The sequence below is a fragment of the Ferdinandcohnia salidurans genome (genome assembly GCF_042680725.1).
Taxonomy (GTDB): domain Bacteria; phylum Bacillota; class Bacilli; order Bacillales; family Bacillaceae_L; genus Ferdinandcohnia; species Ferdinandcohnia salidurans.
Genome location: NZ_JBHUEK010000010.1, coordinates 1 through 25,082 on the forward strand (window position 1 = coordinate 1; position 25,082 = coordinate 25,082).

At 39.2% G+C, this 25,082-nt stretch carries 29 protein-coding genes and 1 pseudogene; 27 read left to right on the forward strand and 3 right to left on the reverse strand.

Annotation, left to right across the window (positions count from 1 at the left end):
• Positions 1-163 precede the first annotated feature (163 nt).
• The 4 genes from ACFSFW_RS07110 to ACFSFW_RS07125 all read left to right on the forward strand — a co-directional run bounded on the left by ACFSFW_RS07110 (position 164) and on the right by ACFSFW_RS07125 (position 3,960).
• The gene (locus tag ACFSFW_RS07110; protein ID WP_388036578.1) at positions 164-1,771 is read left to right on the forward strand and encodes a sensor domain-containing diguanylate cyclase; all 1,608 of its coding nucleotides are present in this window, start codon (positions 164-166) and stop codon (positions 1,769-1,771) included.
• A 175-nt stretch (positions 1,772-1,946) separates the two neighbouring features.
• A complete protein-coding gene (locus ACFSFW_RS07115) occupies positions 1,947-2,660 on the forward strand; it encodes a hypothetical protein (protein ID WP_388036582.1) in 714 nt (237 codons plus the stop codon).
• Positions 2,661-2,829: 169 nt separating this feature from the next.
• Positions 2,830-3,747 carry a DMT family transporter gene (locus tag ACFSFW_RS07120; RefSeq protein WP_388036585.1) on the forward strand — a complete coding sequence of 306 codons (918 nt, stop codon included), beginning with the start codon at positions 2,830-2,832 and terminating at the stop codon, positions 3,745-3,747.
• An 18-nt stretch (positions 3,748-3,765) separates the two neighbouring features.
• A complete protein-coding gene (locus ACFSFW_RS07125) occupies positions 3,766-3,960 on the forward strand; it encodes a hypothetical protein (protein ID WP_099361389.1) in 195 nt (64 codons plus the stop codon).
• Between the two features lie 185 nt (positions 3,961-4,145).
• Here ACFSFW_RS07125 and ACFSFW_RS07130 read toward each other — a convergent pair whose 3' ends face one another.
• Positions 4,146-4,847 (reverse strand): YczE/YyaS/YitT family protein, encoded by a 702-nt coding sequence (locus ACFSFW_RS07130; RefSeq protein ID WP_388036589.1) that lies wholly within the window; start codon positions 4,845-4,847, stop codon positions 4,146-4,148.
• Between the two features lie 115 nt (positions 4,848-4,962).
• Between ACFSFW_RS07130 and ACFSFW_RS07135 the strand changes: the two are divergent.
• The 13 genes and pseudogenes from ACFSFW_RS07135 (at position 4,963) to ACFSFW_RS07195 (ending at position 13,611) form a co-directional block, all read left to right on the forward strand.
• Positions 4,963-5,833 (forward strand): annotated as a pseudogene (locus tag ACFSFW_RS07135) (LysR family transcriptional regulator).
• Between the two features lie 87 nt (positions 5,834-5,920).
• Positions 5,921-6,514: a YdeI/OmpD-associated family protein gene (locus ACFSFW_RS07140; RefSeq protein WP_304216280.1), complete on the forward strand. Its 594-nt coding sequence runs from the start codon at positions 5,921-5,923 to the stop codon at positions 6,512-6,514.
• Positions 6,515-6,712: 198 nt separating this feature from the next.
• Entirely contained in the window at positions 6,713-7,204 is a 492-nt protein-coding gene (locus tag ACFSFW_RS07145; protein WP_304216282.1) for a DUF2975 domain-containing protein, read from the forward strand.
• Between the two features lie 10 nt (positions 7,205-7,214).
• Complete coding sequence (locus ACFSFW_RS07150; RefSeq protein WP_099355368.1) at positions 7,215-7,424, forward strand: helix-turn-helix domain-containing protein; 210 nt, start codon at positions 7,215-7,217, stop codon at positions 7,422-7,424.
• A 61-nt stretch (positions 7,425-7,485) separates the two neighbouring features.
• Positions 7,486-8,247, forward strand: a complete 762-nt coding sequence (uppS, locus tag ACFSFW_RS07155) for an undecaprenyl pyrophosphate synthase (RefSeq protein WP_304216284.1) — start codon at positions 7,486-7,488, stop codon at positions 8,245-8,247.
• Positions 8,248-8,383: 136 nt separating this feature from the next.
• Positions 8,384-9,217: a hypothetical protein gene (locus ACFSFW_RS07160; protein ID WP_388036594.1), complete on the forward strand. Its 834-nt coding sequence runs from the start codon at positions 8,384-8,386 to the stop codon at positions 9,215-9,217.
• A gap of 209 nt (positions 9,218-9,426) precedes the next feature.
• Positions 9,427-9,747 carry a PadR family transcriptional regulator gene (locus ACFSFW_RS07165; protein WP_099361396.1) on the forward strand — a complete coding sequence of 107 codons (321 nt, stop codon included), beginning with the start codon at positions 9,427-9,429 and terminating at the stop codon, positions 9,745-9,747.
• A complete protein-coding gene (locus tag ACFSFW_RS07170; protein ID WP_388036597.1) occupies positions 9,740-10,927 on the forward strand; it encodes a DUF2812 domain-containing protein in 1,188 nt (395 codons plus the stop codon). Before ACFSFW_RS07165 ends, ACFSFW_RS07170 begins: the two co-directional genes overlap by 8 nt.
• A gap of 166 nt (positions 10,928-11,093) precedes the next feature.
• Positions 11,094-11,303: a hypothetical protein gene (locus tag ACFSFW_RS07175; RefSeq protein ID WP_099361398.1), complete on the forward strand. Its 210-nt coding sequence runs from the start codon at positions 11,094-11,096 to the stop codon at positions 11,301-11,303.
• Between the two features lie 169 nt (positions 11,304-11,472).
• Positions 11,473-12,057 (forward strand): putative ABC transporter permease, encoded by a 585-nt coding sequence (locus ACFSFW_RS07180; RefSeq protein ID WP_388036601.1) that lies wholly within the window; start codon positions 11,473-11,475, stop codon positions 12,055-12,057.
• A gap of 117 nt (positions 12,058-12,174) precedes the next feature.
• Positions 12,175-12,384: a helix-turn-helix transcriptional regulator gene (locus ACFSFW_RS07185; protein WP_388036604.1), complete on the forward strand. Its 210-nt coding sequence runs from the start codon at positions 12,175-12,177 to the stop codon at positions 12,382-12,384.
• A complete protein-coding gene (locus tag ACFSFW_RS07190) occupies positions 12,381-12,812 on the forward strand; it encodes a hypothetical protein (RefSeq protein ID WP_388036606.1) in 432 nt (143 codons plus the stop codon). Before ACFSFW_RS07185 ends, ACFSFW_RS07190 begins: the two co-directional genes overlap by 4 nt.
• 205 nt (positions 12,813-13,017) lie before the next feature.
• Positions 13,018-13,611 (forward strand): NADPH-dependent FMN reductase, encoded by a 594-nt coding sequence (locus ACFSFW_RS07195; RefSeq protein WP_099355375.1) that lies wholly within the window; start codon positions 13,018-13,020, stop codon positions 13,609-13,611.
• Positions 13,612-14,179: 568 nt separating this feature from the next.
• Here the strand turns inward: ACFSFW_RS07195 and treR are convergent.
• Together treR and treP are read right to left on the reverse strand one after the other, a co-directional pair.
• A complete protein-coding gene (gene treR / locus ACFSFW_RS07200) occupies positions 14,180-14,896 on the reverse strand; it encodes a trehalose operon repressor (protein WP_388036609.1) in 717 nt (238 codons plus the stop codon).
• A 93-nt stretch (positions 14,897-14,989) separates the two neighbouring features.
• Positions 14,990-16,417, reverse strand: coding sequence for a PTS system trehalose-specific EIIBC component (gene treP / locus ACFSFW_RS07205; RefSeq protein ID WP_304216296.1), 1,428 nt, complete (start codon positions 16,415-16,417; stop codon positions 14,990-14,992).
• A 223-nt stretch (positions 16,418-16,640) separates the two neighbouring features.
• Between treP and ACFSFW_RS07210 the strand changes: the two genes are divergently transcribed.
• The 10 genes from ACFSFW_RS07210 to ACFSFW_RS07255 all read left to right on the forward strand — a co-directional run bounded on the left by ACFSFW_RS07210 (position 16,641) and on the right by ACFSFW_RS07255 (position 25,065).
• Entirely contained in the window at positions 16,641-17,774 is a 1,134-nt protein-coding gene (locus ACFSFW_RS07210) for a zinc-dependent alcohol dehydrogenase (protein ID WP_388036613.1), read from the forward strand.
• A 103-nt stretch (positions 17,775-17,877) separates the two neighbouring features.
• Positions 17,878-18,348, forward strand: a complete 471-nt coding sequence (locus tag ACFSFW_RS07215) for a hypothetical protein (RefSeq protein WP_388036616.1) — start codon at positions 17,878-17,880, stop codon at positions 18,346-18,348.
• A 44-nt stretch (positions 18,349-18,392) separates the two neighbouring features.
• Positions 18,393-19,517 carry a M20 metallopeptidase family protein gene (locus ACFSFW_RS07220; RefSeq protein ID WP_388036618.1) on the forward strand — a complete coding sequence of 375 codons (1,125 nt, stop codon included), beginning with the start codon at positions 18,393-18,395 and terminating at the stop codon, positions 19,515-19,517.
• Between the two features lie 94 nt (positions 19,518-19,611).
• Complete coding sequence (locus ACFSFW_RS07225; protein ID WP_388036621.1) at positions 19,612-20,190, forward strand: DJ-1/PfpI family protein; 579 nt, start codon at positions 19,612-19,614, stop codon at positions 20,188-20,190.
• A gap of 15 nt (positions 20,191-20,205) precedes the next feature.
• The gene (locus ACFSFW_RS07230; protein WP_388036624.1) at positions 20,206-20,712 is read left to right on the forward strand and encodes an HXXEE domain-containing protein; all 507 of its coding nucleotides are present in this window, start codon (positions 20,206-20,208) and stop codon (positions 20,710-20,712) included.
• Positions 20,713-20,731: 19 nt separating this feature from the next.
• On the forward strand, positions 20,732-21,388 hold the full coding sequence (locus tag ACFSFW_RS07235) for an MOSC domain-containing protein (RefSeq protein ID WP_304216307.1): 657 nt from the start codon (positions 20,732-20,734) through the stop codon (positions 21,386-21,388).
• A 67-nt stretch (positions 21,389-21,455) separates the two neighbouring features.
• Positions 21,456-21,773, forward strand: a complete 318-nt coding sequence (locus ACFSFW_RS07240) for a hypothetical protein (protein ID WP_304216309.1) — start codon at positions 21,456-21,458, stop codon at positions 21,771-21,773.
• 68 nt (positions 21,774-21,841) lie between these two features.
• On the forward strand, positions 21,842-22,300 hold the full coding sequence (locus ACFSFW_RS07245; RefSeq protein ID WP_388037411.1) for a hypothetical protein: 459 nt from the start codon (positions 21,842-21,844) through the stop codon (positions 22,298-22,300).
• Between the two features lie 424 nt (positions 22,301-22,724).
• A complete protein-coding gene (locus ACFSFW_RS07250) occupies positions 22,725-23,558 on the forward strand; it encodes an SDR family NAD(P)-dependent oxidoreductase (RefSeq protein ID WP_388036629.1) in 834 nt (277 codons plus the stop codon).
• The gene (locus ACFSFW_RS07255) at positions 23,545-25,065 is read left to right on the forward strand and encodes an AMP-binding protein (RefSeq protein WP_388036631.1); all 1,521 of its coding nucleotides are present in this window, start codon (positions 23,545-23,547) and stop codon (positions 25,063-25,065) included. Before ACFSFW_RS07250 ends, ACFSFW_RS07255 begins: the two co-directional genes overlap by 14 nt.
• Positions 25,066-25,082: the final 17 nt, after the last annotated feature.

A 25,082-nucleotide genomic window follows, 5' to 3' on the forward strand; every position in this document is an offset into this window, starting at 1 on the left:
GTTGGTAAAGTGCCCTTATAGGGCGAAATCAAAACCGCCCGTTCTACGGGCGGATACTTACTTTGTAATCCGATCGTATTCTGAATGTATTTTCCCCATTAAACCATCCTAATGATAAGGTGGTAACGGCATCGCCACAAAATTTTTGAAAAGGTGTTTTTGAATGATATTTTCAAACCATGGTAGCTACGAGACAGAGTATCATTTATGGATGGTTATTCTTTCGATTCTGATTGGTATTTTTACTTCATATGTTGCCCTTCATTTAATAAATCGAAATATGAAAAGCAAAAAAAGCGATATGTTTTGGTTGGTTGCAGCCTCGTTGGTAATGGGCGGAGGTGTGTGGGCGGTGCATTTTATCGGGATGCTTGCAGTCCATATTAACGTAACCGTTACCTACAATACTTGGATCGTCCTAGCGTCTTTATTTCTAATTGTGATGTTATCGCTGCTTGCCTTTTCACTTATCTCGAAAGGGCAACAAACGAGAACAGTGGTGATTAGTAGTTTATTGCTGAGTCTCGGTATTTTTGGGATGCATTTTTTAAGCATGCGTTCGATGCAAATGGCGGCCAATTTATCCTATGCAACTCTACTGTTACTGCTTTCTCTCTTAGCAGCGTTTATCGGATCATCGGTGACATTCTGGCTATTTTCGAAATATCGAAATGAAGCTTGGTTTGAATTTGCTGGATCCATCTTTCTAGGGACAGGAATCGCAGGCATGCATTACACCGGAATGAGTGCAACGACCTTCGAAAAAGTTGATTTTTATCATCAAGGTGGCCATTCAGGATATGTTTTATCTGGATACACAATCGCAGCGGCTATTACGATTTTCATTCTCATTCTGCTTGTATTGCTCCTTTTTCAAGCAAGCAGGGACGACAGACTGCGAAATCAATTATTAGTGAGCGAAGAACATTACAAGCGTTTAGTAGAATTGGCACCAGTTGGGATCACCATCCATAAGTTTGGCATTATTCATTATATCAATCCTACTGGTATCAGAATTTTGGGTGGCACATCTGTAAAGCAAATCGTAGGAAAGCATTTTCTCGACTTCATTCACCCCGATTATCATCAAATTATTAAAAATAGATGGAAGGCAATCCGAAATGATAAGGCGGTTGGAGCGATCGAAGAAAAAATGATTCGGCTAGATAAGCAGTCCATTTATGCCGAAGTCTCTGGTTTCCCATATGAAATGCATGGAGAGACATTTGTCCAAGTGTTTTTTACAGACATTACTGCAAGAAAAGAAGTGGAGGAGATGATGCACCAGCTCGCCTTCCATGACCCCTTATCAGGCCTGCCAAATCGGAGATACTTTGCTCAAAAATTGACTGAGGCAATTGAAATTGGGCAACCTCTTTCATTATTATTTTTAGATCTCGATGGGTTTAAAGCGATTAATGATACATATGGTCATGATGTGGGTGACATCTTCATTCAACGAATATCAATGCGCTTAAAAGAGCTTTTGCCGGAGAAGGGAATGTTGTCAAGGATGGCGGGGGATGAGTTTAATCTGTTTCTAACGAATACAAATGTAGAGGAGACAAAGCAATTTGCTGAAACAATCATCCAATCCATTCAGGAAGCAGTCATTATCGAAGACATTTCTGTTAGCGTGACCTCGAGTATAGGAATCGCCTTTTATCCAGAGGATGGCCATACAGCGCAGGTCCTTATGAAACATGCCGATATGGCCATGTTCGAAGCAAAACGGAAAGGGAAAAATCAGTATCATTTCTATTCAAGGTAAGGGAATTTATTTAAAAATAGGCAGTAAGTATGTGTTTTTAGTTGGATATAGTTAAAAGGTCTAGTCTTTTGAATTTAAGAAGAGGGATTTATTTCCTATTTTTAACCAATTCTGTTGTATGCCCAAAATTTGGATACTATAATTAGTTTTTGAGTGGGTTTATAGGAGGAATATGATGGAGAAAAAATGGGGAAGTATACTTTTTACATTGGTATTAGCAGTACTATTAACAGCTTGTGGTAGTTCGAATGAAGCATCGAAGAAAAGTGACGACCAGTCAAATACGTCTAAGTCGGATATAACAGAAACAGAGACAAATGCCCAGGAAGAAGACACTGAAACGAAAGAAACAGAAGAAGATAGTGAAGAAACAAATAGCAAGGAAGCAGAAGTTTTTAGAGCCTCCGGTGGCGATGAGAAAGAAGAAGTAAAACCTGCTGAAAACTTATTTGATTCCGACAAGGTATTTTATTATGATAATGACTCTGTAGAGATTAAGCTTACGAATGCGTCGTTTGTAAAAGAGTTTTCTGTTTCTAATCCGAAGCCCGATGATATTTGGGCAACACGCAGTACGAATGCAGATTCTCAAATCTATCTTCATATAACAGGTACCATTAATAACGATACAACGGATATTTTTAACTATGGACACAAACTTGCGCCTGTTAAATTCTTTTTACTATACGATGGCAAGCATGAGTTTGAAAGTTTAGCAGCAACAGAGGAAGAGGAAGGTACAAAATTCGGTGGGGCTAGTGTAAATCCCCTAACAAAAGGAAATGTTCATATCTATTTCCAAGTTCCAACACCTGTTTCAGAAACAGATAAACCATTGGTCCTTAAAGTTCTTTTTGATGATGAGACAATTGAAGTGCCTATAAGATAAGTAAAATAAAGGAGAAGCTGAGCGACGGTGTTTGCTCGGCTTTTTGTATGTAAAATTGAAGCTTTAGGTGACTTTGTGTAATTGGGTAATCCGAAAATGGTATATTTACTTTTAAAATTTTTTGAATTCTGGTAACATATTGGCAATACGTCCATCGGGGGAAACGCTAATGAACAAAAAGACGGCGGGGCTTTCTATTGCAGCAGGTGCAGCGTTATGGGGCATTATCGGTTTATTTGTAAGCAATCTGTACGCAATTGGCTTTACACCACTACAGGTTGTAGCTGTGAGAGCAATCGCAGCCTCTATTTTTCTCATTACATATGCTTTATTGAGAAATCCGAGTGCCTTTAAAATGAAGCTAACTGACAGCAAATATTTTATTGGTACAGGAATTATAAGTATTGTCTTTTTTAACTGGTGCATGTTTGTAGCGATTGAGGAAACTTCGATTTCTGTTGCTGCGATTCTCCTTTATACCGCACCAGCCTTTGTCACGATATTTGCTAGAATATTATTTAAAGAGAAACTCACCACCCGAAAAGTCCTGGCTCTTGTGGTAACCATTGTGGGCTGTGCCTTTGTTGTAGGAGTCTTTCCAAGCTTTTCAGGTACAATTTCTCTCTTCGGTCTAGTGGTGGGAATCGGATCCGGGTTCTTTTATGCGCTTTATAGTATCTTTGGCAAGTTTGCGCTTAAAAAATATGATTCACTTACTGTCACGGTGTATACGTTTATTTTTGCAGCGGTTGCAGTAACACCGTTCAGTGGAATATGGAACGTAGCGAATCTGTTTACGGATATTAAAGCTTGGATTTACATCATAGGATTAGGATTTCTATCAACGATGATGGCATTTATCCTATATACAAAAGGCTTACAGTATATTGAGTCAAGCCGGGCTTCAATTATTGCAACGATAGAACCGGTTGTTGCAGCAATCATTGGCTTTTTTATCTTTCAAGAAACCTTGCAAATGTGGCAATATGTTGGGATTATCATGGTGATTGCAGCTGTGATCATCGTTCAAGAAACAAGCGAAAAGCTCCCGAAAAAGGCTATGATCGAAAATGAGACATCTTTATAATCGAGGTGAAACAGTAAAGTGAATACGGCGTTTACTATCGTCATTATCCTTGGAATCGCTGCATTAATTGGAACCATGTTAATAGCAGGAAAAGGGGACGCAAACTACCGCGAAAAAACGAAGAGAAACAGTATCACCCTGACCCTCATCTATACAATCGTGATACTGCTCTCATTGATTGCGGTTGGCGTGTATATTTGGAGATATGTATAAATCTATTAAAGTGTCCTTGCGGGCGCTTTTTTAGTTTGGGAGATATTATTTTGTAATCGTACCGATTGTAGCGCGCTTTTTTTGTGAGGGTAAGAAAAGACTTAATCGTACCCTCAGCACTAGAAATATGCTTAGTTGAAGGTAAGTTACATCATATTACAACAACAAGAAAAAACACGAATCTATCAAGACGAAAGACTCGTGTTTTTCTTTTCAATCGCCTCATTGACATTGTTTCTATTCATCCATTGAGACAGCGGTATTTGGAAATGCTTCATGAACCAGCCTAAAATTTTACCGATGAAGTATGCAGCAACTACTGTACCAATCCCGACTGCACCTAATGATTGAATCGTGACAACACAGACAACTCCTGCTACACAAACATTAAGTAAGTCACTTGAAATTTTAGCTTTACCTACTTTTAATTTATACTTTTCGCTTATCACAAAAGTTAATTGATCGAAAGGCATTAAGGGGAATTTCGCAGTGAAATAACCAAGTAAACCTACTGCAACTACGAATAAACTAATGATTAAAAAAGCCCATCGCATGAATATTGACTCTGGCATTGGCGCGAGCTGCACAAGGAACAAGGTTAAATCCATAAAGAAGCCAAATAAAAATGCAATTACTAATTGAACGATCGATTCTTTGAAATTGAATTGTTTACTTAGTATCACTTGGATAATAATAAATAAAACATTTGCAACTATGGTCATCATTCCGACCGAAAACCCTGAAGCAAGCGCAAATGCATAAGCTAAAGACGAGACTGGTGAAACACCAAGGTCTGCCTGTATGGAAAAGCTGACACCAAGTGAAAGGAAAAACAAGCCAATAATGTACAAACTAAGCCGTTTTATAGTCACGTTACTATGATTCATATAATCCTCCTCTAAAAAATAGTCCAATTTCAATATTATCATGGGAAATGGTATATTAATAATATATATTTAGTACACAAATCATATATAAAAACATATAATGGAGCTTTTAATAATGGATATACGTCAGTTACAGTATTATAGGGAAATTGTTCTACAAGGGAATATTTCGAAGGCAGCTGAAGTACTGAACATCGCACAACCGCCGTTAAGTCAGCTATTAAAAAAATTAGAAACAGAATTGGGTACTACATTAATTAACCGGTATCGACAAAAATGGGAATTAACCGAATCTGGCCAACTGTTATATCAATATGCTGAACAATTAGTAAGTCAAATGGAAGAAGTCAAACGACGGATTCATGAAATAGAAGAGGGTACCGCGGGAACAGTACGTATAGGGGTCTCATCAGCATGTTCGAATATGTTGATTGATTACATTGAGGACTTTAGAGAACAGTTTTCTCAAATCAAAATTAACATTTTTTCTGGGGACTCGGAAAGTTTATTAGCGAAGTTAAAACAAAAGGAGATTGATCTTGCGTTACTTTTTAGACCGAGTCATACGGAGCAATTTGATATGAAGCCGCTGAAGAAAGAACCTGCCATCCTCATTGTTCCTAAAAGCTTAACAAGTGAGCTCTCAGCACAGCCTACTTTTAATGAAATTGCTCTCCTTCCTTTTATCATGCTAGGTGCGATGGAAGGTCACCTTTCATGAAAATATATTAAAAGCGTTTCAAGACCATGAAGTACAACCCAATATTGTTGTTGAATGCAAAGATATTCCCATGGTTGTCGCACTTGTCAATCGTGGGTTAGGAATCTCCATCATTCCAAGAATGAATTATAAATCATTATTTTACCAGCATTTACAGATTTACGAGTTCGGGAATTTTGATATTCGTCTAGAACCCGTAATGATGAAATTAAAAGATGTGCCAACCTCAAAAGCAGCAACGCATTTTTGGGAAATGATAAAATAGACCGGGACACAGGGACAGGTTCCTCGTCCCAAATGGGACAAGGAACCGATGACCAAACCAAATTTAAGAAATGAAGGGTGTTCTCTGATGACAAATAGTAGAATGAATCCTAAGGTTGATGAATTTTTACAAAAGGAAAAGAAGTGGCAGGAAGAGTTTGAGAAATTGAGAATGATCAATCTTGACTGCGGTTTGACTGAAGAATTAAAGTGGAGATTGCCTTGTTATACGTCTCAAGGAAGGAACATCGCGATCATACAAAATTTTAAGGAATACTGTGCACTGATGTTTTTTAAGGGTGCACTGTTAAAGGATCCCAATAGTGTTTTAGTTAAACCTGGTGAGAATTCACAGGCACAGCGCCAAATACGGTTTACCAAGGTTGGGGAAATCGTTGAAATGGAAAGTATTTTGAAGGACTATATTCAGGAAGCCATAAAGGTGGAAAAAGAAGGTTTGGAAGTCAAACTTAAAAAGACAACAGATTTTACAATCCCTGAGGAACTTCAAACGAAATTTGATGAAGTGTCCGGCTTGAAAACGGCTTTTGAAGCATTAACTCCGGGACGCCAAAGGGCATATATCCTTCATTTTTCTGGAGCTAAGCAATCAAAAACTCGAGAGTCAAGGGTTGAGAAATATATCGAGCAAATTCTTAATGGAAAGGGATTGAATGATTAACTCCTGATCATCCTTACTACATAGAGCCGAAGATTTAAAGCATTTCACTCATCAGAAATGCTTTTTATTGTGTCTAATAAATATGAAAAGGATAATCCTATAAACAACAAAAACAAAATAAAATTCAATAATATTTTATTGTAAAACGATAAAATATATGGTAAATTAAATTGACATTAATTAAATGAGGTGTAGGTTATGAAACTAAGTTCAACGCGTTTTTTAAGGTTGGCCGTTATTATAGTAGGAATTCCCGTTTTAGCTCTCTGTATTTTGGGGCTACCAAGGGTCGCGAGTATCGCATTTGAAGAAGCCGCAAATGGAGCAACGTTGGGGTATATGGTACTTGGTATATTAACTCTCATGTATGTTTCAGCGATTCCGTTTTACGTTGCCTTATACCAAGCGTTCAGGCTTTTAAATTATATCGACAAAAACATTGCTTTCTCGGATCTTTCAGTAATAGCTCTAAAGAAAATTAGAACCTGTGCCATCACGATTTGTGGTTTATATGTATTAGCCTTACCATTCGTGTTTATCGTAGCGCAGTGGGATGATGCACCAGGTCTCGTATTAATCGGATTGGTCATTGTTGGTGCTTCGATGGTGGTTGCAGTCTTTGCGGCTCTACTCAAAAAACTTTTACAAGAAGCGATCAAGATTAAAACAGAAAATGATTTAACGGTCTGAGGTGATAACAATGGCGATTATAATAAACATTGACGTAATGCTGGCTAAAAGAAAAATGAGTGTAACAGAACTATCGGAAAGAGTTGGAATCACAATGGCTAACCTCTCCATATTGAAAAATGGAAAGGCAAAAGCGGTTCGGTTTTCAACATTAGAAGCGATTTGTAAAGCCTTGGATTGTCAACCAGGGGATCTATTAGAGTACCGAAGTGACGAATAATGGGACAGGGGGACAGGTCCCTTGTCCCACTCGAAAATCTAATTTTTAAGGAGTTATAAATATGGCAATGAGAATTCCTTTTTTTAATCAGAAACAAGCGAAAGAATCATTCGATTATCGTGAAGATCAAACTCCGGAACATATCGCGATTATTATGGATGGGAATGGCCGTTGGGCTCAGAAGCGTGGCCTGCCTAGAGTTGCTGGCCATAAGGAAGGGATTTCTGCCGTCCTAAAAACCGTAAAGGCTGCAGTCAAATTTGATGTGAAGGTTTTGACATTATATACGTTTTCCACGGAAAACTGGAAGCGTCCAAAGCCTGAGGTAGAATTTATTTTGAGGCTGCCTAAGGAATTTCTTCATCTTTATCTACCAGAACTTATTTCCAACAATGTACGGATTGAGGCGATTGGGGACATGGAGAATCTTCCGTCCCATACTCGCGAAGCGATTCAGTATGCAATCGAACGGACGAAAGACAATGACGGACTTCTGCTGAATTTTGCCCTCAACTATGGAAGCAGGCATGAGCTTCTCGATGCCATGAAAACAATGCTTAAAGACATTAACAATGATAAATTGAGTCTTGATGATCTTGATGAACAGCAGTTTAATCAATACCTATATACAGCAGATCTGCCAGAGCCGGACTTACTGATTCGCACCGGTGGTGAAAAACGCCTGAGCAACTTCCTCCTTTGGCAATTGGCATATACTGAATTCTGGTTTACCGATGTATTGTGGCCCGATTTCGATGAGGAAGAATTCATGAAGGCATTACAAGAATACCGACAACGCAAAAGAAGATATGGCGGAGTATAAAGTGGTACACGAAGGACAGGTCCCTCGTCCCAGTTGGGGCATGGGACCTGTCCTTTATGTACCTTTTTTGTTGTTGAAGTTTGATGAAAACACCCTTTCCTACACTCGCCCATAAACTAAAACCAGGGTGATGAATATGCGAAATCGGAATCAAATGGACATAAACACTTATCATCAAAAGTATTTTCGGCCATCTTGCTTAAAAGCTTTAAATCTAAGATTTAACAGTTGGAAGTTCTTCGATCCATACTATGATAAAACACATGATCAAATCCAGTTACCACAAGAATTAACGAGAACCCCTGAAGATACACTTATCAACTATTTTAGTATTTTACGAGAGGCAGCAAGTTTAGGAAAAAGGAGTTGCGGTTCCATCGGTAATGGTCAGATACCATTTCCAATTGCCTATAATTTTTTGTCCGAAGCCTATCAAAATAAACTAAGCTATGAAAAATATGTAGATTCGTTTGCTGGGATCGGGCATACGAGTTTGCTAAAGCTTTGCCGAGTGCCAGATGGAAAACAGAAAATCAGATTCTTTTATGAAATTGAAACGATTGAGTTGCGAGAAGACCTGATGGTTGAGTATTTTGGCTATTCGTATGGATTTATCCAGTTGGAACACGAAAAAGAAGGCTTTCGTATTTCGGATATGAGTAAGACTGGAGAAGATTTTTTATGTGCCCCATATCATGGCTGGGACCACGATGCAGAATCCGTAGTAGGAATAAAATATGGCGAATGGTGTAAAATGATTCAACACCTGTACCCAACGAAGAAAAACGGATACATGAAAACGATTTGCTTCTATGGTAAGGATGGAGCGGATTATTGTATTTTATTTTTCACATTAACGAATGGAACTGATGTTGAAATTGCCCAGTTTCGAAAAGCAGGAATCGAGCCTTGGAAACAGGTTCACATAAAGCCTGAGGAAGATTGTTTACCTAAACCTAAAAAGACTTAATTACTTTTGCGATTGCAACAAAATGAATGCAATCGCTTTTTTTATAGTTTACATGAGATACTTTTTAAAGTACTATTATGTCATACGATATATCGTGATACATAATATCGAGACGCATAATACTGGTGTGGGACGTGGGTACAGATTCCTCATCCCAATTTGGGACAAGGGACCTGTCCCTGTGTCCCACGAAAGAAGAGGTGGAAGGAATGGCATATAATGGGGGACCGATGACGGAAGCGATGTACTATGTGTTACTTGCGTTAATGCATCCTAATCATGGGTATCAGTTGATGCAAGCCATTACGGATGTTTCGAATGGCAGGGTAAAAATGGGCCCAGGAACTCTATACGGAGTGCTCTCACGAATGCAGAAGGATGGCCTGATTTCATTAGCAGAAGATGATGGGCGACGAAAAACCTATGAAATAACGCCAGAAGGGGAGCAAGCATTACGAATGGAGTACAGTCGATTAAAATCCCAGATTCAGGATGGAAAGATTTTAGAGGGGGGTGACGAACATGAATAAGATCGTCCGTAAACTTCGTCCTAGTGATTATTGGCGAATTGGTGAGCATGAAAGTTGGTTTGCTGACATGGCGGCGAAGGGATACCATTTTAAAAAGATGGGAATTCATCTTGCTCATTTTGTTAAAGGTGAACCTAAACAAATGAGATATAGAATCGATGTTCCAATGAAAAGAAAAATAAAACCTGAACAAATTGAGATGTATGCGGAAAGCGGATGGGATTATGTGACGGGCTATCAAGGCTTCCATGTGTTCTCATCACCAGTGGAGCGTGAGGCACCAGAGCTACATACAGACCCTGCCGAGCAATCGTATACATTAAAGACACTTGATAAAAAATTAGCCGTAACTGCTCGTTTTGTTGTTATTGCAGTGCTTTTAATCATTGGAATGGCATCTTCAATTTGGTTTCTTGGTGGTGCACCAATCTACCATTTGGTTGAGGGAACGGTTCTTGTACAAACCATTTTATCCATCATAATTGGATATCAGGCCTATAACTCCCTACTAGCAGCTATCTCCATTCGTGCTTTACGAAAAAAATTGATAGAAGGAAAACCGATTGACCATCATGCCCCATGGAAGAAGCACCATCGAATAAATACGGTGATCGCTTTTCTTTTTATGATCGTTTCATGCCTCACTGCTATCGTTCCTTTCACACAACTGGTTAAATCGGATGTGAAAACATTGCCGGTAGAGAGTCCGAACTTACCGATTGTGAGATTAGCAGATGTCGAGCAGAACCCTGCTTTAGCTCGTGGAGAATCTGAATATATGAGCGATAATGTGGATTGGTCGAATCGGATTTCATATAACTGGAGTCCTTTTGCACCCGTTCAATATGAAACAGACGAAAACGGAGTAATTCCAGGGGAGAATTGGAAGGACGGGAGCGGTGAATATTCACCAAGTATTTCTACAAACTTTTATCAACTCAGTATTCCAGCGATAGCGGATAATCTAGTATATGATTTGATAGATTGGTATAGACATGAAAATGCCGTTGAAGAGTATGTTGAAAAGCAGCATCCCGATTTTGACCTTTTGATTGTTCACGAAGATGAAGAAATGAAAGAAGTATTCGCGTCAAAAGATAAAAATGTCATATATGTTCGTTATCATGGCTATGCAGATATTAATTCCGTAATAGAAAACATTATAAAGAAGATTAACTGAGGTGGGTCGCGGGGACAGGTCCCTCGTCCCAAGTGGGTGGGTCAAGGGACCTGTCCCTGTGGCCCATATTTAATTCCTTTTCAGTACATGCTATAATTAGAGGCTAAGTCGAACGGATGCTTAGAAAAGATTTCGCCTAGCGATCAAATATTTGAGGTGTATAAGAATGAATAAACGATGGACAATCGGCAAAATTAACGAATTTGTTGAGAAAAATTCGGAGAGCAAGTTGCTCTCGACAGAATATCACGGTTTTTCTCAAAAATTATTATTTAAATGTGCATGTGGGAACAATTTTGAAAAGACATTTACCAAATTTAAAAATAATCATCAACGTAAATGTGACGTGTGCCAACCTCCAAAAGCGTCACGCTAACGTACCCGATAAAAGTAGTGCCTGGTATTTATTAAATTGAACCAGGCGCTATTTTTTGGGTTATGGGTGACTATGTTTTATTAGGATCTGATATCCACACTACTCTTGTATATTTTCATTTGAGTGTGTTAATCCTAATTAGGAATATTTTCCTTGAGGTGATTTGTGAATGTTTCAGGGTTTAGTAAGTGGTTTTGATTTTGAGATGCCGATCCTGTTTTCCTGGGATGGAGTGATGGCGATTGTCTTTTTCTTTACCATTTATTCATTTTTCGGTTGGCTTTTGGAAAATAGCTATAGCTATGCAAGGAAGCGAGTGTTCTTTAAGGATAACTTTTTCTTTGGGCCATTTAAGCCCATGTACGGGTTCGCACCATTGTTGCTTGTTTTTTTAATCGGAAAAGATATGCATTGGACATTCGTGTTGGCTCTCTGTTTTCTAATCCCAACATTAGTGGAATATTGCAGCGGATTCCTACTTGAGTGGTTTTTCGGAAAGAAATGGTGGGACTACTCTGGCCATAAGTTCCAACTGCAAGGCCATATTTGCTTCTCCTATTCCATTTGCTGGATTGCGCTCTCTCTCTTGTGCCTAGCTTATGTTCATCCAAGGCTTGTCACTTTGTATGGCGCTGTAGGAAGTTTCTGGGCTTTAATCTGGCCAACAGTTGCCTTGTACTTTCTTGGTGAACTGATATTTGCGATTAGAAGACATATTCCAGAAAAAATACGTGCAGGCAACCCGATTCGATAAATAGCATTTGGGATCAAATCAAATTCGATTTGATCTTTTTTATTCTTTTGTATGTAATATATATATTGCATAATGTAATGTATATGTTACAATAAATAAAAGGAGGGATTACAGCATTTGGAAAATAACGTGAAGATCGCTCGAATACAAGCAGATTTAACCCAGCAGCAATTAGCTGAAAAAATTGGAGTTACCCGCCAAACGATTAGTTTAATAGAAAAAGGAAAATACAACCCAACCTTAAAGTTGTGTCTAGATATATGTTATGCCGTTCATAAAACATTGGATGAATTATTTTGGGTCGAAAAAGGGAGTGGCACGAAATGAAAAAGATTAAAGATGAGCGTTTAGTTTTAAAAAACTTACAAAATGTCCGAACCGCGTATATCATTCAAACCATTGGGATTATCGCGATATTGGGATATGATTTAATCACAAAAGGGATGGATGGGATGAGACAAAATCCTTTATGGATTGTATTCATGATCACGACTATTGTTTCTTTATATCTTTCAATGAACATAAGTGTAGACCATGAAAGTAGTGAAAAATCTCCTAAAAAAGGTACCGTTCTCTCTCTACTAATATTAACAACCATTTCGGTCATTATAGGTATTGCTGTTAACTTTACGGATGGGTTTGGGATACTGGACGGATTGATTATGGGGGGAATTATTTTTGTTTGCGGCCTCATCCCAATCCTATATATCCACCATTTGAGAACAAAACGACAAGAAGAAAACCTAGATGAATAAGAAATAAGTAAAAGTCGCTTATCATGTAATAGGCGCTTTTATTTTTTATTATGAAAAAGTACAAATTATTTAAAAGTCTTTTGGTTGACAAGAAAATTGTTTTGTTATAAGATTTATCTTGAAGTTAAGATATTTACTTCGGAGATAAATAAATTAAAGGTATTTTACAAAAATATCCTTTAATATATAAAAAGGAGAGTACATCATGGGTTTATTAGATAAACTTTTTGGTAATCAACAAAAGGAGGAACAAGTAATGTCAAACGAAAAATTAAACATTGGTATTATTTTAGGTAGTACTCGTCAAGGACGCGTTAGTCCTCAAGTAGGAGCATGGGTAAAAGAAATCGCTGATAAGCGTGGAGATGCAAACTACGAAATCGTAGATATCGCAGACTTCAAATTACCATTCCTAGGTGAAGCTGATGCACCTGGAATCGCTGCTTGGAATGAAAAATTAGCTAATCTTGATGGATTCGTATTCATCGTTCAAGAATATAACCACTCTATCACTGGTGCATTGAAAAATGCGTTAGACCTAGCTCGTGAAGCTTGGAACAACAAAGCTGCTGGTATCGTAAGCTACGGTTCAACTGGTGGTGCACGTGCTGCTGAACACCTACGTGGAATCATGGGTGAATTAATGATCGCGGACGTTCGTACACATCCAACACTTTCATTATTCACAGATTTCGAAAATGGTTCAGAGTTCAAACCACAAGATCTACACCTAGACAACGTAAACCTAATGTTAGACCAAGTTGTATCTTGGAGCGGAGCTTTAAAAACAGTTCGCTAATAACGAAAAAACAGGATGAGCCTTTAGTGGGCCATCCTGTTTTTTGTGGGACAAACTGAAAAAGGGGGCCAGTTGGACCCCTTTCGGAAAGTGATATCCTATAATTATCCAATTGTAAATCGGCCAACTGTTTTTACAGGTTCTCTATCTCCTAGGAATATCCAAATGGCGAACCGGGTAACTGGATTAACTAGCACGCGATCTCCTAAAGTTATCCATATACGAACCAGATAACTGCCTTAACAGGCTCGTAATCTCCTAGTAATATCCATTTCTGAACTAGGTAACTGGATTAAATAGTATGCAATCTCCTAAAGTTATCCATATACGAACCAGATAACTGCCTTAACAGGTTCGCAATCTCCTAGTAATATCCAACTGCAAACCAGGTAACTGGATTAACTAACGCGCAAACTCCTAAGATTATCCAAATACGAACCAGATAATTGCCTTAACAGGTTCGCAATCTCCTAGTATTATCCATATGCGAACCAGCAAACCACATTGAGAACTTCACAACCGCCTTGATTCACACTACTTAGCCCCAGGTAAAAACCCCACCTACAACCTACAAATGTGTTCGCCGTGCAAAATCGACAAACCGGAATTTGTCTGGGCGATGGCGGGATTCTGTGTATTGGAATAAGCTCGCATTATCTAAATACACATAGTTTTTGATAACTACGACATTATGAAAACCATCTAGATCGAGTCGCTCGCGGTCTTCATCTGTTGGCTCCACGACCGTAATTTCCTTTTTTGCAAAACTGATGGTAATCTTCAGTTCATTTTCCAAATAGGCATAGATCGATTCCTCACAAATCTCCTTCGTAAGCTCCGGGACATACTTTCGCGAAATAAAATCCTTGTCCAAGATAATTTTTTCGCCGCCCATTTCCCTTGTACGGATGACCTTCCACACTTGATCCTTACTAGAGAGCTGGAGCTGTTGTTTAATGAATGTATCTGGCTTACCAACCGTCAACTCATGCACATTCGTTATCGGCTTTTCTCCCATCTTTTCCGATAGCTCTCTGAAGCTCACAAGCCCTGAGACTGGAAAATCAAACTTATTCACGTCAATCACGATAGAGCCTTTGCCCTTCATTTTTTGAATATAGCCATTTTGTGAAAGCAGGTTCAATGCCTTTCGAATCGTTTCGCGAGAGGTATTGTATTCTTCCTTTAATTCATTTTCAGAAGGTAGAAGACTATTCGCTTTGATGTTTCCATTTTTAATTTCTTCTACTAAATCGCTATAGATTGTTAGATACTTATTATTCATGAAAGAATCCCCAATCGATGTAAATATTTAATTATTCTCATTTTACCGCGTTAATGCGAAAAAAGGGAGGGGAATTTTCCCCTCCCACCATTATTATTTTTTACCGAATGAAATTTTACCAACGTTAGCTTTTGCGAAGATGACAGTTAAAATAAATGGTACGACAATCGCTACAAGCATCGCAATCGCAAACATTAGCCAGTCACCAGCCTGGATGGATAAAATTCCAGGGATTCCACCAACTCCGATTGAGTTCGCCATAACCCCACTACCTACTGAGATGATGGCTGCAATCATTGAGCCGAGCATCGCGGCAAGGAACGGGAAGCCGTATTTTAAGTTAATACCAAACATCGCAGGCTCTGTTACACCGAGATAACAAGAGATACATGCTGGGATGGAAACTTGTTTTTCTTCTTCATTTTTACGATTAATATAAATCATTGCAAGAACGGCAGAACCTTGAGCAATATTAGATAAGGCAATCATTGGCCATAGGTTTGTTCCATTAAACTCACTCATCAATTGAAGGTCAATCGCATTTGTCATATGGTGTAAACCAGTGATAACAAGTGGTGCATAGGCAAATCCAAAGATTGCTGCGAATAACCAACCAAAGGCTGAAGTTAAGCTTGTGTAGACAACATCAGAAATCCAAGATCCAATTGTCCAACCGATTGGTCCAAGAACAGTATGAGCGATTAAGACAGTCGGGACGAGTGCAAAAAACGGAACAATAATCATTGAGATTGCATTTGGTGAAATCTTACGTAACCAACGCTCTAAGAAAACAAGTACAAATGCTGCTAAAATAGCTGGAATAACCTGTGCTTGATATCCGATCATTTCAATGGTTGTGAATCCAAAATCCCAAACTGGAATTTCTTCTGCATTTGGAACTGCGTATGCATTCAGTAATTGAGGAGATACAAGCGTAATTCCTAGCACAATTCCAAGGATTTGTGAGGTTCCCATTTTACGCGTAATCGACCAAGTGATTCCTACTGGTAAGAAGTGGAAGATAGCTTCGCCTATTAACCAAAGGAATGCGTGAACACCAGCCCAAAATTGAGATGTTTCCACGATTGTTTTTGTACCGTTATCAACTAGATCAATTTCACCAATGACATTTCGGAAACCTAAAATCAGACCCCCAACGACAAGGGCTGGAATAAGCGGTGTAAAAATGTCCGCTAAATGTCCCATCATGCGTTGAAGCCAGTTCATGTTTTGCTTAGCGGCAACTTTTGCTTCTTCCTTACTCGTTCCTTCAACACCAGCGTGTTTGACGAACTCATTATAAAACGTAGAAACCTCATTTCCAATAATGACCTGGAATTGTCCTGCTTGTGTAAAAGTACCCTTTACTAGCCCGATACCTTCAATTTTTTCTATATCTGCATTTTTCGGATCGTTTAAAACGAAGCGCATTCTTGTTGCACAATGTGTGACAGCGGCAACGTTCTCTTTCCCACCAATATGGTCAAGCAGTTCCTTCGCAGGATCTGTGTACTTACTCATGTTTTTTCCCCCTTAAACTAAAGGATATTTTCTTTAACCAACCTGTATATACAAGCTGTGATTACGTTTTCAGTTTAACCTGTATATACAAGTATGTCAATTATTTTATCTCGCCATTTTTTAGCTTTTACGAACGCAGGATTTTTATGCCAAAACGCTTATAGCATAACTTCCCTCATGACGTAAAAAATAACCTGTAAACGATTAAGAATGGAGTGTGAACATGAAGGCTGTTACGTATCAAAATCCATATAAAGTAAAGGTCAAGGAAGTAGAGGCTCCAAAAATTATAAAAAGCGATGACGTGATAGTCCGCATCACCTCAACCGCCATTTGCGGATCCGACCTCCATCTTTATCAAGGTAATTTCCCTTTGCCAGATGGCTATGTGATTGGACATGAGCCAATGGGAATTGTCGAAGAGGTAGGTCCTGACGTCACTCATGTAAAGAAAGGCGACCGCGTTGTTATTCCTTTTACAGTTGCATGTGGAAAGTGTTATTACTGTGAACACGAATTAGAAAGTCAATGTGATAATGCGAATCCTCATTACGATTCAGGTGGCTATTTTGGCTACTCCGAAAAATTTGGCGACCACCCAGGTGGCCAGGCGGAATACTTAAGAGTTCCATTTGGCAATTTTACTCCTTTTAAAATTCCAGAAGACTGTGAATTAGAAGATGAGGCTTTACTCTTTTTAAGTGATGTTCTACCAACCGCCTATTGGAGTGTGGTGAATGCAGGAGTAAAGAAGGGGGATACGGTCATCATTCTGGGCTGTGGGCCGATTGGCTTAATGGCACAAAAGTTTGCCTGGATGAAGGGTGCAAAACGTGTTATCGCGGTTGATTATCTCGGTTACCGAATGGAACATGCCAAAGCCACGAATAAAGTTGAGATATTTGATTTTACAAAGCATGACGATATGGGAGAACATTTAAAGGAAATCACGAGTGGTGGGGCTGATGTCGTGATTGATTGTGTTGGAATGGACGGGAAAAAGTCACCTCTTGAATTTATCGAGCAAAAGCTAAAGCTACAAGGTGGAACTCTTGGCCCCATACAAATTTCAACAAAGGCTGTTCGAAAAGGCGGTACAGTCCAACTGACTGGAGTATACGGTGCGAATTATAATATGTTCCCATTAGGTGCTTTTTTCTCTCGCAACATCACTTTAAAAATGGGACAAGCTCCGGTCGTTCATTTCATGCCAGAGCTCTATAAAAAAATCGTCAACAAGGAATTCGATCCTACGGATATCATCACGCACAAGGTATCTCTAGATGAAGCAAGCCATGCCTATAAAATTTTCAACGATAGGGAAGATAATTGTATCAAGGTTGTCTTAAAACCATAAAGAATGTGATCGACAAGTGTCTTACTTGTCGATTTTTTATTTATACAATAGATGATTTCCAGTAGAATGGAATTAACGGTAATCAGCATGGAGAGTCAGGGGAGTGGAAGAACGAATGTGGTATTATTGGTTCACGCTTATTTTTTGTTTGGCTGTTGTTCTGATGGCTATTATTATCATACCTTGGATCATTACGGCATTAGGAATTGAGGCAGTTCGCGAACGAAAGACAAAACCTAAGAAAAATAAAAAGAGTAAACCGTCTGAGGATGTTAAGAGTTTTATGAAGTTAACGGGGGCGCTATTGGCGTTTGCAATCGTTGCCGTATTTTTAGGATATGTAAGCGTTCCGTATATAAAAGATTTCCCACATGTCATGCAAAGAGATTATTCTTCAGAAGAAGGATATATTGAGTATGTCGATGATGTAGGAAAAGACTGGGACAATGAGGTCGAGGTTAACGGCGAATGGTTTGAATCAACAAAAATTAAAAACAAACATGTTGGACGTTATATGACCTTTGAGTATTTACCACATACAAAATTGATTGTTTCATATAAATTTAAGGAGTAATCAAGCTGGGCTGTGATTAAGGGGAATAATAGGGGGAATTTCCAGTGGATAAGAAAAATCTAGAGTTGGCGATTCAGTTACGTCGTGAATTACATATGAATCCCGAATTGTCCTATCAGGAGGTTTGGACGAAACAGCATTTGATCGACTTTCTTCAAAAACATACAACAAACATCGAAATTATCGACAAGGGGAAATACTTCTATGCGAAATATACATTTGGTGAGGATCGACCCACGATTGCATTTAGAGCGGATTTTGATGCTCTCCCTATTCCCGAAACAATTGACCTTCCATGGAAATCAAACAATCCAGGTGTTTCCCATAAATGTGGACATGACGGTCATTCCGCCACTCTTGCTGGATTTGCTCTTGAGGTAGATCAAAAAGGGGCGGATCAAAATATCATTTTCCTTTTTCAGCATGCAGAAGAAACAGGGCAAGGTGGCATTGAATGCGCTGAAATCATGATTGAAGAAAAAGTCGATGAAATTTACGGCTACCACAATATGTCGGGCATCGAATTCAAGGCCGTGCATGTGATCGATGGGACAGCCCACTGTGCTTCTAAAGGAATGTCCATTGAAATGGTTGGTTCACCTGCCCACGCTAGCCAACCTGAAGATGGAGTCAATCCTTCTTTTGCAATCGCTAAAATCATTGAGACTCTACCCGAGTTAACGGCACCTGAAAAATATGACGGTCTCGTTCTATGCACGATCATTCAAGTAGATATTGGCTCGGAGAATTACGGGATTGCAGCCCATAGGGGTGTTCTACGGTTAACCATTCGTGCGGAAAAAGAGGCGGAACTAAATGCGCTTCAGCAAAATATCGAGAATCTTACGACTCAACTTGGAAAAGAGCATGGCATTAACGTTAGCTTTGAGTATCGGGATGAATTTCCGGAAACCGTTAATCATGAGGAATCGGTAAATAAAGTGCGCCAAGTTGCAGCAGTAAAAGGATATCCCTTACGTGAGCTAACCTCACCATACCGTGCATCAGAAGACTATGGCCATTATCTAAAACTTGTAAAAGGTGCTTATTTTTATATAGGAAATGGTGAGAATCATCCATCCATCCACACCTACGAATATGATTTCCGCGATGAAATTATTGAAACCGGGGTAGAAATGTTTAAAGGACTTGTGGGAATCGAGGAGTAATTTTACGTTCTACAAGCACCTCTTTTAATAATAGAATCCTAGAAGGGAAATGTGTCAAACTTGTAGAACTTCTAGTGTAAAGGGGTGCTTTTTTATGAGAAAAATATTACTCGCCATATATGATTCGTTTTCTGAATTTGAGATAACCGTGGCAACGGCAATGCTAAGAGGGACGCACCAGATTATAACCGTTGCGGACTCTCTTAAAACGATAACCGGGGAATCAGGTTTGCAATTTGTGCCGCACTTAATGTACCAGCAGGTGGACCCGACGGACTATGACGGGATAATTATCCCTGGCGGAGACTTGATCAATGTCAAAGACACGATGGAACTATATGATATAACAAAAACACTACATGAACAGAATAAATTAACTGCAGCCATTTGCAGTGGTACGTATGTGTTAGCAAGAGCAGGAGTACTTGAAGGGAAGCCATATACAGTCACTCTCCATCAAGAGCAACGTAATTTTCTGGGTTGCTTTGAAGAGGAGAATTTCCGATACGAGCCGGTTGTAAAATCAGGTAATGTCATTACCGCACAGGGCCATGCCTATGTTGACTTTGCACTTGCTATTTCAGAAAAACTGGGGGCATTACATCACTCTGAGTTTACAAAAGAATTTTACAAGGGGCAACGGAATCGGCTGATGGAGGAAGGGGTAAAGTGACCATTCACTGAGAATATGATAAAACGATCAAAAATACACTTGTTCCTTTTTTTGTTCCCATTACTTTATCTTATTCACGACATCGAAGAAATTTTAACGGTAGAGAAATTTCTACTAAAGCATTCAGATCTATTCCCGTTTCGTATTACGGCGCTAGAGTTTGCAGTTGCTTTTTCATTACTTTGGATTTTGGCTTTAGTCGGGTGTTTTCAGACCTATCGAAATAAAAGATTTCTTGGTATGAAACCAGCTACCTACCTTGCATTTCTAGTCCCAGGAATCATACTGGCAAATGCGATTGGCCATGTTCTACAATTCATTTATTTAAAAGATTATATACCAGGGCTTATCACGTCAATCATAATTTTAATCCCATATTCATTTTTCACAGCACGGTTTTTAATTATTAGGGGAGAAATAACGGTAAAAAAACTAGTAACCTATTTTGTAATCGGTTTTCTGGCCCAAGGTCCTCTAGCATTACTTGCTCATATAGTATCTTCAACTATAGTAAAATGGTAATTAGAAAGGGGGAGTAGCCGTGACAATCGAAATTAAGAATTTTTCAATTGGGCTGCCCGAAAAAATGAAATACGGAGAAAACGAAGAAGTTATAACGGCAATCCGAAAAAAGAAAGTGGAAGAAGCTTTCTTAACCAAAGACGGATTCAGTGGAGATGGAGTAGCCGATTTAAAGCATCATGGAGGTCCTGACCGTGCTGTATGTTTTTACCCGTATGAACATTACGCACTATGGGGAAGTGAATTTTTAGTTCAGTTTCCACTTCCAACTTTTGGGGAGAATTTAACCCTTACCAATATGGAAGAAAAAGATGTCTGTATCGGGGACATTTATCAAATTGGTGACGCAGTTATTCAAATCACCCAAGGAAGAATACCGTGTAGCACCATTACAAAAAGGACGAACAATCCTTATCTTTTAAAGATGATGGTCCAAACGGGCTTTACTGGTTACTTGGCGAGAGTATTAAAAGAAGGTACCGTACGAAAGGATTCTAAGATTTCGTTAGAAGAACGTAATCCAAATCAAGTCTCTATCCTTGAAGCAAATGAGATTTATTATAAGAGGCCAAGAGATATAGAAGGTATCAACAAGATTTTGGCGGTCGAAGAACTGGCGGATGAGTGGAAAGAGATGCTAGATGAGCGATTAACTAGACTAGGCCACCCACTTTAAATATAATGAAACCTTTTTATGGAAATAGTCGTAAACAAGGTAACCTATTTATCGGGGAGATGATACGGTGAAAAACATTTATTGTGAAAAATGTGCGGCAGAAATCACAGATAAAAACAATCTTGTAATTGCAACGTATTTCTTCTATATCACGACTTTCCATGAACAGTGTTATTCAAGAACATTAAAAGGCAGGAAAACACTTTTTGTTGGAAATGAACCGATCAATGGGTTCTCTGGTAATCTTAAAGCGATTCTAGCCTTTGTCTTAGCTATGATTCTATTTTTAGATGGTGGAGCATTTCTGTTTGTCGGAATAGTTGCCCTTTTGGTTCCCATAGTTCGCTTGTATGCCTGGTTCACAATTGAACGACATTTAGAGTAGTTTCGGGTGTTAATCCTTGCAGGATTAATGCCCTTTTTTGTGGAAGTATGTGTGGAGGTGAAAGTTTGATGAAGTACAAAAAGACAATCGTCCTTCTAGGAATCATAGTAATTCTCTTAGTTTTATTTAAAAAGGACTTGTGGGAGAGGAATGAAGATTTACTTCAACAAGAAGTCGAATCCATCCAACAATCGGTTGAAACAATAAATTTAGAAGAGATTACACCATTCGAATGGGACAAGGTCTATTCCTTCAGCCCATACACACCGAAGGATACAATCTATGAAACAGTAGGCTACAAATGGGACCGCATCCAGGAAACCGTAAACGAAGGTATGAACCAAATCGTGTTTCTGAAGGACGGAAAAGTAGTGTGCTATGTATATGGATATCCGTCTAATGTCGGTTATGGAATTTCTTTTTCAGGAGAAACCCTCTCCGAGTATGCAACAGTCTTACAAGCAGAAGATGATCTAACATTCAAAGTGGAGCGAGAAGAGGAAGTTGTTTATTTAATAAAAGAATAAGAGTTTACAAGTGTAGTTCAAAACTAAGTGCTTGTTATGAAGAGGAAAACGGTGAGTCCCAGGAGAGTGAATCCCCTTCATGACCGTGATGAAGAGGAAAACGGTGAGTCCTAGGAGAGTGAATCCCCTTCATGACTGTGATGAAGAGGAAAACGGTGAGTCCCAGGAGAGTGAATCCCCTTCATGACCGTGAATAAGAGGAAAACAGTGAGTCCCAGGAGAGTGAATCCTCTTCAATACCGCGATGAAGAGGAAAACGGTAAGTCCTAGGAGGGTGAATCCCCTTCATAACCGTGATGAAGAGGAAACGGAGGGGAATCTTGTGTGGAAATCCCCTTCATAAACCCAATGAAGACCAAAATGAGCTGTTCAATCCCAATAATAGTCCTTCATCCCAACAACACTAAACGAAAAAGGTGCCCAAATGCGAAAAATGCTAAAATCACTTTTGTTTTTCCCTTCAAACCTAAATAAGGAGAAGCTCCAAGCCCACCTAACTGGAAAAACAATCGTCATCACCGGTGCGAGTTCAGGTATCGGCAAAGAGGTAGCTTGCCAATTAGCGTACATCCAATGCCATCTCATCCTAGTCGCTAGAAGAGGCGCCCTGCTCGAAAATATCAAAAATGATATCGAAACGCAAAAAGCCAAAGTGAGCATTTTTCAGGCTGACCTTAGAAATGAGGACGAGCTCGCCAACTTTCTAACCTTTTTACACAATCAGCAAACCTTAGATATCATCGTCAACAACGCAGGTCTTTCCATCAGACGTTCCATTTATGAATCTCTTGATCGGTTTCATGATTTTACACGAACAATGGCGATTAACTATTTTGCGCCAGTTAAAATAGTGTTATCAACAATTCCAATGCTCCAAAAAAGTAAGGGGCAGATTATTAATGTATCAACCATCAACGCCAAGTTAGCACCCGTTCCGTTTTTCGCAGCCTATCAGGCATCCAAATCAGCATTTGATGTATGGCTTCGATCTGTTTTGCCAGAGTTGCATGCAAACCAAATCGCAACTACTACCATCTATTTACCGCTTGTTCGAACACCGATGATTGAGCCCACACCAGGTTATCGAAACGTACCGGCAATGTCGCAGCAGCATGCAGCAAAAATAATCTGTAAGTCGATGTATACGCGTCGGAAAAAATACCAACCATGGTGGTTAGTTTTTGGACAACTAGCCTCTGTTTTTCTAACGAATCTAGGAGATTTTTCAAAGAAGGGGAAGCAAAATGAAACTGATTAGACTTTTTTATGTTTTATATAAAATAAAGCTGCTTTCCCCAACAGGGCTGTATTATTTAATCGGTTCTATCTTTACTTGCGGAATCAATTTGATGACACTTTTACATTTTGCGGAAAAGAAATTTGCCAACCAATTTGCGCTTGTCGACGATAGGGAAAAACTAACCTACAAACAGCTTCTAGAACAATCAACGAAACTTGCCCATACTATAGTTGAAATCGCTCAACTTCAACCCGGAATGAAAGTAGGGATTTTATGTAGAAACCATGCTTCACTCGTAAAAACAATTTTTGCTGTATCACGCGTTGGGGCGGATATCTACTTATTAAATACGGAAATCAGCAAGCAGCAGTTTGATGCTTTCGCCGAGCGACACAATTTTAATCTAGTCATCTATGATCATGAATTGAGCACAATCATTCAAAACTATTCTAACCTAAAGATTCTAAGCTATCATTCCGACTTACCAGCAATCAGTAATTTCCTGAAAACGAAAGCAAGCCAAGCTAACTTACCAAGAACCTCAAAGAGCAAACTTGTCCTACAAACGAGTGGCACCACTGGATTGTCAAAGGATGCAGCACACAAACCATCCCTTTTTCATTATTTAAATCCGTTTTTTGCTTTTATCAAGCGACTACGGATTTTAGACTATCGTAATGCGTACATTGCAACCCCGATTTATCACGGATATGGTATTGCCGTGTTGTTATTATTTATCCCATTAGGGAAAAATGTAGTGATTACAAGCGGGTTTAACGCGAAACAAGCCTGTGAACTCATTCAACAACATCAAATCGAGGTCGTCACGGTTGTCCCATTAATGCTTCAAAAAATGCTACTAACAAACCCAGCACAATTAAAATCTCTCAAGTGTATCGCATCAGGTGGAGCAAAGCTTCCAACAAAGCTCGTAGGTGAAAAGTTCCAAAGACTAGGTCCTGTTCTATACAATTTATACGGAACCTCAGAAACTGGCTTGAACTTCATCGCCACCCCACAGGACTTAATGTATTCGGCAACAACCATTGGCAAGAAGATAAGTGGACTAAAAATAAGTATTTTAGATGGAAACGAAAAGGATGTCTCAACGGGCACGATCGGTCAGCTTTGTATGAAGAGTGACTGGTCGATTCGAAAGCATACCTGGATTGAAACAGGTGATGCTGGTTATCGAGACGAAAACGGATATTATTTTTTATGTGGAAGGATAGACGATATGGTCGTTTCCGGTGGGGAAAATGTCTATCCAATTGAAATTGAGCAGGTACTAATCAAGCACCCGCAAATTCACGATGTGGCTGTAATCGGAATATTTGACGTCCAATTTGGCCAGCGTTTAAAAGCATTTGTGGTACCAGAAAAAAACGAAGTTCTGACAGAGGAAGAATTATTGGAGTGGCTCCGCCAAAGAGTAGCTAGATTCCAACTTCCAAAAGAGGTTACCATTGTTAAACAATTGCCCTACACACCTCTTGGTAAACTCGATAAAAAACAGCTGGAGTGAGAGCGGAATCCCCATGA